The sequence below is a fragment of the bacterium genome (assembly GCA_016708025.1).
Taxonomy (GTDB): domain Bacteria; phylum Zixibacteria; class MSB-5A5; order GN15; family FEB-12; genus FEB-12.
The window spans coordinates 655,264-665,447 of sequence record JADJGQ010000002.1 but is presented as its reverse complement, the minus strand read 5'-3'; the positions used below and the strand labels follow the sequence as shown (position 1 = coordinate 665,447).

General features: G+C 54.4%; 9 protein-coding genes. All 9 read left to right on the top strand.

What is annotated here, in order from left to right; all coding sequences use genetic code 11:
- Positions 1-245: 245 nt before the first annotated feature.
- A complete protein-coding gene (locus IPH75_09185; protein MBK7142240.1) occupies positions 246-1,448 on the top strand; it encodes a sensor histidine kinase in 1,203 nt (400 codons plus the stop codon).
- Positions 1,448-2,098, top strand: a complete 651-nt coding sequence (locus IPH75_09180; protein ID MBK7142239.1) for a response regulator transcription factor — start codon at positions 1,448-1,450, stop codon at positions 2,096-2,098. Before IPH75_09185 ends, IPH75_09180 begins: the two co-directional genes overlap by 1 nt.
- A gap of 140 nt (positions 2,099-2,238) precedes the next feature.
- Positions 2,239-3,471 carry an ammonium transporter gene (locus tag IPH75_09175; protein MBK7142238.1) on the top strand — a complete coding sequence of 411 codons (1,233 nt, stop codon included), beginning with the start codon at positions 2,239-2,241 and terminating at the stop codon, positions 3,469-3,471.
- A gap of 26 nt (positions 3,472-3,497) precedes the next feature.
- Positions 3,498-4,235: a hypothetical protein gene (locus tag IPH75_09170; GenBank protein ID MBK7142237.1), complete on the top strand. Its 738-nt coding sequence runs from the start codon at positions 3,498-3,500 to the stop codon at positions 4,233-4,235.
- 301 nt (positions 4,236-4,536) lie between these two features.
- Entirely contained in the window at positions 4,537-6,957 is a 2,421-nt protein-coding gene (locus IPH75_09165) for a heavy metal translocating P-type ATPase metal-binding domain-containing protein (GenBank protein MBK7142236.1), read from the top strand.
- 1 nt (position 6,958) lies between these two features.
- Positions 6,959-7,147, top strand: a complete 189-nt coding sequence (gene ccoS, locus IPH75_09160; protein ID MBK7142235.1) for a cbb3-type cytochrome oxidase assembly protein CcoS — start codon at positions 6,959-6,961, stop codon at positions 7,145-7,147.
- 3 nt (positions 7,148-7,150) lie between these two features.
- Positions 7,151-9,313 carry a cytochrome-c oxidase, cbb3-type subunit I gene (ccoN, locus tag IPH75_09155; GenBank protein ID MBK7142234.1) on the top strand — a complete coding sequence of 721 codons (2,163 nt, stop codon included), beginning with the start codon at positions 7,151-7,153 and terminating at the stop codon, positions 9,311-9,313.
- 15 nt (positions 9,314-9,328) lie between these two features.
- Positions 9,329-9,520: a hypothetical protein gene (locus IPH75_09150; GenBank protein ID MBK7142233.1), complete on the top strand. Its 192-nt coding sequence runs from the start codon at positions 9,329-9,331 to the stop codon at positions 9,518-9,520.
- A gap of 115 nt (positions 9,521-9,635) precedes the next feature.
- Entirely contained in the window at positions 9,636-10,181 is a 546-nt protein-coding gene (locus tag IPH75_09145) for a c-type cytochrome (GenBank protein MBK7142232.1), read from the top strand.
- The last annotated feature ends 3 nt before the right edge of the window (positions 10,182-10,184 follow it).

Here is a 10,184-nt window from a genome sequence, read left to right as displayed (position 1 = left end):
TACGCTTCACGGGCCTGATACAACAGACGCCCGGTTACAGGGAAAACCTGTGACCGGGCGTTTTTCGTTCCTTCATTAATATGTATGCGGCCAACTGTAGGTATGCAGGAATCAAGACGCGGTCTATCTGACTTTGTAACTCGTTGGTAATTCGTTCCATTTGCCAACTTCACGCTTATCCCTTATCCTGACCACAATAAGTTGGCTGTTGTCTACCGCAACTGCGGCAACGAACGGGGTACCGTGTGACTGAGGCATTGGATCGTCTCCTGCACAATCTGCAGGAACGGATTAAAGAATTGACGGCACTGCATGGAACAGCCCGTCTTTTGCAGCATCACACCAAACCCGACTCTGAACTACTCGCTGGAGTGCTGACACTACTCCCGCCCGCCTGGCAGTATCCCGAGATCACCGAAGCACGAATCTGGTTTGGCGAATTGAGTGTTGCCACCGGAGGATTCCATCCAGGACCCTGGATCCAACGTGCGACTTTTGCGGCCGGAACAGAGTCCGGCGGGATCGAAGTTGCTTATCTGGCGGAACGTCCCGAGGCCGCCGAGGGACCATTTCTTGCCGAAGAACGGGATCTGATAAATTCGCTGGCGGAGATGCTTCGTTCACATTTCCAGCATCGCCTCGCGGATGAAGCGCTGGTGCATGCGCGGGAGACGCTGGCGTTACAGGTTGCGGAGCGCACCGCCCAGCTTGAGGCGGCCAACCGCGTCTTGAGTGCACAGGTCATTGAATTGCAGGATGCCAATCGCCGGATCGAAGATTTCCAGCGCCTGCAGCAGCAACTGACCCGGGAGCTCTCGTTTGCCGAAGTACGCGAGCGGCGGGAGATCGCTTCGGAACTGCACGACCATATCGGCCAGGCGCTCGCTTATATCAAAATGCAGATATCACAGTTCCAGAGTAATGCGGTCTTCTGCGGGTTCGAGGGTACGATCTCCGAGATCATGTCGCTGCTCGATGGCACGATCTCTTACACCCGCAATCTGACCGTGCAGATCAGCCCACCGGTGCTGAATGAATTTGGGCTTGCCGCGGCGATCGAATGGCTGGCAGATCAATTCCGCGAGGAACATCGCCTCAAGGTGACAGTCGACCGGACTCAATACAAAGGGATCGCCAAAGGGGAGCATGCGGATGTGCTGTTCAAATCCGTCAAGGAGCTACTGACCAATGCCGCCCGGCATTCCGGTGCCAGTTCTGTCCTCGTGACTGTCAGTGGTGCAGAACAACGGATCAAGATCACGATCGCCGACGATGGATGCGGATTCGACGCACAACAATGGCAGGAGACGGTTGCTTTTTCCAAGAAGTACGGGCTGTTTTCCGTTCGCGAACGAATCCGTTTGTTGGGCGGCGAGATGTCGATCCAATCTGCTGCCAATGCAGGAACCACAATTACTCTGGAGGCGCCGCTCGCGGCGAATGTCTGATGTCCAGTATCACTCTTGTCCTGGCCGACGATCACCTGCTCTTTCGGGCGGGACTCCGCTCCATGCTTCAACAGCAGTCGGAACTCGAGATAATCGGTGAAGCGATCGATGGGCACGCTGCCATCCAGCAGGTGGAAGAATTCTCGCCCGATATTTTGTTGCTCGATATCTCCATGCCGGGCCTGAACGGTCTTGAGGCACTTCGCAAACTCCAGGAACTCCAGACACCGACCCGGGTGATCATTCTCTCCATGCACTCGGATCGCCACTATGTGACTGAGGCTATCAAGGCCGGAGCGCGCGGGTATCTGCTGAAGGACTCGACCCTTGAGGAATTGGTTACCGGCGTCAGAACCGTAATGCGTGGGGAGGTTTATCTCAGCAGCCGGATCGCCGGCGTGCTGGTGAGCGACTATGTCACCCTGTCGGCGGCCATAAATGGCCCATCCGATCTCCTTACTTCGCGCGAACGGGAAGTACTCCAATTGATCGCCGAAGGAAACAGCACCAAAGATGTCGCCTCGCGATTGCATGTATCGGTTAAAACGATCGAGACTCACCGCAAACGGATCATGGATAAGCTGAGTTTGCACTCGGTAGCGGAACTGACCCGCTACGCGATCCGCGAGAAGATCATCGAGCCTGAGTGACCTATCCGCTTCCCTGACCGGGGTAAGGATTGTCGCAGTCGGGAATCAGGTATCCCCCCATTGTAAAACACCGACTTTTCCCTCTATGTTGTGACTGATAAGGTACATAACCGTAGCTTACGGTCTTCTGGAGGATTGATATGTTTGATACTGGCAATACCGGCTTTATGCTGGTCGCGACCAGCCTGGTCATGCTGATGACCCCAGGGCTGGCGTTTTTTTATGGGGGTCTGGTGGGTCGGCGGAATGTGCTGACCATCATGATCCAGAGCTTCGTTTCCATGGGCGTCACCACCATCATCTGGTGGGCGTACGGCTATTCGCTCTGCTTTAGCGGCGGTGAAGGTGGGATCATCGGGAATCTCGACAAGGCATTCCTGATGGGAGTTACGCTAAACACCGTCTCTCCCTTTGGGTCAGGGAATATCCCGGAGTTTGTGTTTATGGCGTATCAGATGATGTTTGCGATCATCACGCCGGCTCTGATCACCGGAGCGTTTTCAAACCGCGTCAGGTTTGGTGCGTATCTCTCGTTCCTGGTTCTCTGGCTGACCTTTGTTTATTTCCCGTTTGTGCATATGGTCTGGGGGAATGGCTTGCTCGCCCACTGGGGCGTACTCGATTTTGCCGGTGGCATTGTCGTGCACAATATTGCCGGTATGGCCGCGTTGGCATCAGTGCTGTATGTCGGACGGCGCAAAGTCGGCGACTCAGTCCCGCACAGTATTCCGCTGGTGGCGCTCGGCACCGGACTCCTCTGGTTCGGGTGGTACGGCTTTAACGCCGGTAGTCAGCTCAAGGTTGATGGTATCACCGGCATCGCTTTCCTCAATACGGATATAGCGGCCTCGTTTGCCGGTCCGACCTGGATGCTCCTGGCCTGGATTTTCGAGAGAAAGCCGAAATTCCTCGGCCTGTTGACCGGCGCTGTCGCTGGGTTGGCCACCATTACTCCCTGTGCCGGATATGTAACCCCCACGAGTGCGGCAATCATCGGTATCCTGGCCGGTGGCATCTGCTACTTTGCCGTTTCGCTCAAGAACAAGTTGAAATGGGATGACGCACTCGATGTCTGGGGAGTGCACGGAGTTGGAGGCGCGATCGGCGTGATCCTGCTCGGACTTATGGGGAGCACGGCGGTCAATGCCGCTGGCGCTGATGGCCTTTTTATGGGAAACAGCTCCTTCTTTATGAAGCAGCTTGTCACGGTGGTCGTATCTTCCATCTACGCGTTCCTCTTCACCTACGTGATGCTGGTGATCATCAACAAGTTCACGCGCGTCCGCACGTCGGCCAATGAAGAGGAGATCGGGCTGGATGCCAGTCTCCATGGTGAGCAGGCATATGAAGAAACCCCAGCCGGTCAATTCTGAACAAAAGGACACGTAACGAGGATAAGATGAAACGAACACGATGGATTTTGCTCTTGCTGCTACTGCTCCCGGCAGGGATCTGCCTGACGCAGAGTGCTTCGGCTGGAGATCTGGCGCTGACCGCATCCGCTGACTTGATGAGCCGCTACAACTGGCGCGGTCTTGATTTCGGAGATGCGTTTTCCGTTCAACCTGCGCTGAAATGCCAGGCTGGCGGATGGAAACTCGGATTCTGGGGTTCTTACTCGTCGGAATTCGATGAGATCGACACCTGGACCAGCTACACGGTCAGCACTTCCAATGCGGGGAGCTTTACCGCCCTGGTAACCGACTACTACTTCCCAAGCGCAGGGATCCGCTATTTTGACTTCAACGACTACGATGATCCTGATGGTGCCGGGGCGCACTTGATCGAACTGGGGCTCTCCTGGTCCGGTCCGTCCTCTTTTCCAATCACGCTGTCGGGATATATGAATGTCTATAATGAAGCGGGAAACTGCACGTACTTCCAGGCCGACTACGTCACCAAGGTACAGGATGTCGATCTTGGGCTCTCGATAGGCGCCACCACCGGTAGTACTGACAATCCTGTCTATTACGGTTCCGCCGAACGGCCCGTGGATGATCTGCAGGTCATCAATATCGGTGTCAAGGCGACTCGCATGCTGGCACTATCGGAAGGGCATGAACTGCCGCTTTCGGTTGCGTTCATACTTAATCCTCAGCAAGAAGTCTCATATCTCGTCCTGGGACTCTCGTTCTAGTTTTCTTTCAGGCGCCTTGTTTTGGTGAAGCGGGTCGGGTTTGCCGACCCGCTTTTCATTGGGAGCGTGCGACCAGACAGCGCGCGAAGAGGCGTAATGCAGGTACAATCAATAAATACATACTTGTACAGTATTTAAATGCACTCGTTTGCTCTACTTTTGAAGTAAAAAAGTCTCCATTTGCGCTCCAAATTGTTGCCTCTGTTTCCACCTGCCGATATATTCGATCAGAACATGGTGTAATTAGGGCAAATTATCACTCCTTGGTATGGATTGACAACGCCTTACGAGAGTCGAGCAGATGTCACGAACAACCGGAACAGACGAGATCCTGTGCACGCATTGCGGCGCTCCCTGCCGCGATCAGGTCGTGCCATCCGGTGATGCGTCGTTCTGCTGCAACGGTTGTCGAGCGGTGTATGAATTACTCCATTCGACTGAGCTAAGTGCCTATTACAATCAGCAGACGCCCCCCGGGATCAAGCCGGTCGCCGATATCGACACATCTCGCTTCGCGTATCTCGATGATCCGACAGTTCAAAAGCAGTTGATAAGTTTCAGCGATGGGCGGATCAGTCGCGTTAACCTGATCATTCCGCAGATCCATTGCGCTTCCTGTATCTGGTTGCTGGAGAACCTTTATCGACTTCATTCGGGGATCAGTCGCTCGCAGGTAAATTTCCTGCGCCGGGAAGTGGTCCTTCAGTTCGACCAGACCGTGATCTCATTGCGTCAGGTAGTTGAGCTACTGGCCAAAATCGGTTATGAACCGCACATCCGACTGGAGCATTTCGAACGGATCGAACGTCATGACCCGCGCAAATCTCTCCACCTGAAGATCGGTGTCGCAGGATTCTGCTTTGCCAACATCATGCTGCTCAGCTTTCCGGATTATCTCAATTCACGCGAACTGGAGCAGACTGCTTTTCCGCTGGTCTTTCGGGTAACCATGGTGTTGCTCGCATTGCCGGTATTTTTCTATTCAGCCTGGGGTTACTTCACCTCGGCCTGGTATGCGCTTCGCTCGCGAATGGTGAATATCGATGTCCCGCTCGCGATCGGCATGTTCGCGCTGTTTGGACGGAGCATTTACGACATCGTCCTGAATGCCGGACCGGGCTTTCTCGATTCATTTTCGGGACTGGTCTTTTTCCTCCTTCTTGGCAAACTGTTTCAGCATCGGACCTACGAGCAACTTTCGTTCGAGCGCGACTACAAGGCATATTTCCCTGCCTCCATCACCCGTAAGGCGGGTGACAGTGAAGTTTCGGTTCCGGTCACTAACCTTCGGGTGGGAGATCGGATCATCGTGCGCAATCAGGAGTTGATCCCGGCAGACTCGATCCTCATCAATGGCAATGGACTGATCGACTACAGCTTTGTGACCGGTGAATCGCAGCCGCGCGCATTGACAAGCGGCGACAGCGTGTATGCAGGCGGACGTCAGACCGGAACCACGCTGGAACTTGAAATTGTCAAGGAAGTATCGCAAAGTTATCTGACCAGTCTCTGGAATAATGCGGCGTTTGCCAAGGAGTCAGCCAGATCGGTCACGTCGATCGCGGACAGTTTCGGAAGGTACTTCACGTTCGCCGTTCTGTTTATTGCGACTGCGACCGCACTGTACTGGTTTCGCCGAGACACCGATATTGCCATCAATGCCGTCACTGCGGTGCTGATCGTCGCATGTCCCTGCGCGCTGGCACTCTCCAGCCCATTTGTGTTGGGGACAGCATTGCGCATTATGGGAAGAAACAGGTTTTACCTGAAAAATACCGCCGTGGTGGAAACCATGGCAACCGTTGACACGATCGTCTTTGACAAGACTGGCACGCTGACCACCAATGAGCCGGAAGAGCTGACTTTTGTTGGTGCGACAGAACTCACCATCCGCGAACAGGCACTGGTCAAATCACTGGTCCGTCATTCAACTCACCCGGTCAGCCGCCGGATCGAGTCAGAATATCCGGTCGAACCATTGTCGGTGACTGATTTTGTGGAGGAGTCAGGGCAGGGGATCTCCGGAACGGTTGCTGGTCACCGTATTCGCGTCGGTCGTTTCGCATGGCTCAATCAGGACGGTACGCTTCTCAAGCCGCATGGCCACAAATCGGGTACCGTTACTTTCCTGTCAATCGACGGCCAGCTTCGGGGACAATTCGTCATGGCTAATCGGTATCGAGCGGGGCTGGATGAAACGATTACCGCCCTGAAGCAGAGCCACAACCTGGCCGTGCTGTCCGGGGATAATGACAAGGAGAAGGAACGGCTGACCTCTCTCTTTGGTGAGTCAACCTCACTAACCTTTAATCAGTCGCCGCATGACAAGCTGGCATCGGTACGGACGTTGACCGACAGTGGAAAGCGAGTACTGATGGTGGGAGATGGCTTAAACGATGCCGGTGCTCTGAAAGCAGCGACAATCGGGATAGCCGTGTCGGATAATGCGATCAATTTTACTCCGGCTTGTGACGGAATTCTCGAAGCATCCCAATTGTCCAGACTGGACAAATTTATCCGTCTTGCCAAAGCCGGCCGCCAGTTGATTCTTGCCAGTATCGTGATTTCGATATTCTATAATGTGGTCGGGCTGTCCTTCGCCGCGACCGGTCATCTGTCGCCGCTCATTTCGGCGATCCTGATGCCGGTCAGTTCGGTTTCGGTGATCCTCTTCTCGACCATCGGAACGCAGTTGGCGGCTCACCGCCTTGGAGTTCGTTGACATGTACGTGATCATAATCCTCATCGGCGCCTCGTTGCTGGTAGCCATCGGCTTCCTCTTCGCCTTTTGGTGGGCGGTTCGTTCCGGGCAATATGAGGATACGTATACCCCGGCTATCCGGATGCTGTTTGAGGATAAGTCGGTGCCCACTGATACCGAGAACAATATGAAACCTTCATCGGAGATATAGCGCATGGCGGTTGAACAATTTTCGTACGACAACAAGATAGTACGAGATTTCGGCATCGCGACGGCAGTCTGGGGAGCGGTCGGCATGCTGGTCGGATTGTTGGCGGCGCATCAGCTTTTCGCGCCCGTCTTCAATTTCAATCTACCGTACACGACTTTTTCCCGCATTCGCCCGCTGCATACCAATGCAGTCATCTTCGCGTTTGTCGGCAACGCCATGTTTATGGCGATCTACTACTCGTTGCAGCGGCTCTGCAAATCCCGGATGTTCAATGACACGCTGAGCAAACTCAATTTCTGGGGCTGGCAGTTCATTATCGTCTGCGCGGCGATCTCACTGCCGATGGGCTTCACTACGAGCAAAGAATACGCCGAGCTGGAGTGGCCGATCGATATCCTGATCGCCGTCGTCTGGGTGATCTTCGGTATCAATATGCTCGGAACGATACTGAAGCGTCGTGAACGGCACATGTATGTGGCGCTCTGGTTTTATATCGCCACCTGGGTGACGGTTGCTGTCCTGCATATTGTTAACTCAATCGAGCTTCCCGCCACGTTTATGAAAAGTTATCCGGTCTATGCCGGCATACAGGACGCATTGGTCCAATGGTGGTACGGGCATAATGCGGTGGCGTTTTTCCTCACCACACCCTACCTGGGTATGATGTACTACTATCTGCCGAAAGCGGCAGACCGGCCGGTCTTTTCATACCGCCTGTCGATCATCCACTTCTGGGCGCTGATCTTTCTCTACATTTGGGCCGGTCCTCACCATCTGCTTTATTCCTCGCTCCCCGATTGGGCACAGTCTCTCGGCACAGTTTTTTCAGTGATGTTGATCGCCCCCTCCTGGGGCGGGATGCTCAATGGCTTGTTGACGTTGCGCGGAGCCTGGGACAGAGTGCGGGAAAGTGCTGTCCTCAAATTCATGGTAGTGGCTGTCACCGCTTACGGTATGGCGACCTTTGAGGGGCCAACCCTGTCCGTGAAGTCGGTCAATGCGCTTTCGCATTTTACAGATTGGACGATCGCCCATGTCCATGTCGGCGCACTTGGCTGGAACGGCTTCCTGACGTTTGGAATACTCTACTGGATCATTCCGCGTATCTACGGCACCAAGTTGTATTCCGAGAAGATGGCCAATCTTCACTTCTGGATCGGCTTCCTCGGCATCCTGGTCTACGCGTTGCCGCTTTACTTTGCCGGGATCACCCAGGGATTGATGTGGAAGGAGTTTGGTGAGGGCGGATTCCTCGCTTATCCAAACTTCCTCGAGACCGTTTTGCAGATCATCCCGATGTATATCATTCGCGCGGTCGGCGGATTCCTCTTCCTGATCGGCGTTATCATGATGATCATCAATCTCTGGAAAACCGCCAAACAAGGAAAGCTGATCGCCAATGAGCCTGCATCAGCTCCGGCGCTGGAGAAGACATTTAATGCGACTGGTCATGACAAAGCCTGGCACCGCTGGCTGGAACGTCGGCCGATCCAATTCCTTGTCTGGACGACCATTGCCATTCTGATCGGCGGGATCATTGAGATGATCCCTACTTTCCTGGTGAAATCAAATGTACCGACCATTGCCGCGGTGAAGCCATATACGCCGCTCGAACTGGAAGGGCGGGATATTTACATTCGGGAAGGGTGCAACAATTGCCACTCGCAGATGATCCGCCCCTTCCGCTCGGAGACCGAGCGCTATGGCGAATACGCCAAGGCCGGTGAATATGTCTACGAGCATCCGTTCCTCTGGGGTTCCAAGCGAACCGGTCCGGATCTGCTCCGGGTGGGCGGGAAATATCCTGATGCCTGGCACTACAACCATATGAAGGACCCGACCTCCATGTCTCCGGGCTCGATAATGCCGAAGTATGGCTGGATGGTCACCGATGAACTGGATATCAGCGCGACCCAGGCGAAGATCAGCACGATGCGCAAACTAGGTGTCCCATATCCGGAAGGATATGAATCACGCGCACTGCAGGATCTTCGTACTCAGTCGCTCAGTATTGCCACCGGGTTGAAAGATGCCGGTATTGAGGTGCGCGAGGACCGCGAGATCATCGCTATGATCGCGTACTTGCAGAGACTCGGCGCCGACCTGAAAGGGAAACCGCAGGCGATCGACATGAGCGCACCAGTAACCGCTACGACAGGACAATAGGAAAAGGAGTGACCAATGTTGTCTGAAATGCTCCGTTCCATACCTGGTCTTGAATACTGGCCGGCGCTTGCCCTGTGCATATTTCTCGTTGTGTTTGTCCTGGTGATCTGGTGGTCGCTCACCCTGGACAAAACGAGCATTGACGAGTGGTCGCATCTGCCGCTGGATAGCCACGATGAATCTGAAGGAGTTCGTACCCATGAATGATATGAACGAAAAACTGCTCGACCATGATTACGACGGCATTCGGGAGTTGGATAACGACCTTCCACGCTGGTGGGTCTGGCTATTCTACTTCACCATCATCTTCGCCGTGCTTTATATGCTGTACTTCCATGTCCTGGGGATCGGTTACCTCAGTGCGGATGAATACCGCCAGGAGGTTGATCCGTCATATGTCCGGATCGATCCGGGCGGCGCGCGCCTGTTTGGACTGGCACCGGTCTATCGCAGCCCGCTGGTCTCTCCTGAGCGAGATGCACAACTCAAAGCAGGTATGCCGACAATCGTGCTCGCTTACAAAGAGGAGAAGCGTGAGCAGGATACTACTACATACGTCGCTTATGTTGAGGCTGACCAGATCGCCGCGGGTAAGGCCACCTTTGAACGCCTCTGTTTCACCTGCCACGGGAAACTGGGCGAAGGTGGTATTGGACCGAATCTGACCGATGATTACTGGCTCCACGGCGGCGCATTCCCCGAGATCGTGAAAACGATCAAGTATGGCGTACCGACCAAAGGGATGGTCGCGTGGCGTATGGATCTAAAGCCCGACCAGATCGTCCAGGTGGCGAGCTACGTAAAAGCGTTACACGGGACGAATCCGCCAAACCCAAAAGCTCCACAGGGCGAACTGAGCCAACCATGAAGG

What these genes read in the sequence shown, in the direction of transcription:
- ccoN (MBK7142234.1), top strand. Translation starts at nt 7,151, where the DNA reads ATGGCGGTTGAACAATTTTCGTACGACAACAAGATAGTACGAGATTTC.
- IPH75_09145 (MBK7142232.1), top strand. Translation starts at nt 9,636, where the DNA reads ATGCTGTACTTCCATGTCCTGGGGATCGGTTACCTCAGTGCGGATGAA.
- IPH75_09175 (MBK7142238.1), top strand. Translation starts at nt 2,239, where the DNA reads ATGTTTGATACTGGCAATACCGGCTTTATGCTGGTCGCGACCAGCCTG.
- IPH75_09165 (MBK7142236.1), top strand. Translation starts at nt 4,537, where the DNA reads ATGTCACGAACAACCGGAACAGACGAGATCCTGTGCACGCATTGCGGC.
- ccoS (MBK7142235.1), top strand. Translation starts at nt 6,959, where the DNA reads ATGTACGTGATCATAATCCTCATCGGCGCCTCGTTGCTGGTAGCCATC.
- IPH75_09170 (MBK7142237.1), top strand. Translation starts at nt 3,498, where the DNA reads ATGAAACGAACACGATGGATTTTGCTCTTGCTGCTACTGCTCCCGGCA.
- IPH75_09180 (MBK7142239.1), top strand. Translation starts at nt 1,448, where the DNA reads ATGTCCAGTATCACTCTTGTCCTGGCCGACGATCACCTGCTCTTTCGG.
- IPH75_09150 (MBK7142233.1), top strand. Translation starts at nt 9,329, where the DNA reads ATGTTGTCTGAAATGCTCCGTTCCATACCTGGTCTTGAATACTGGCCG.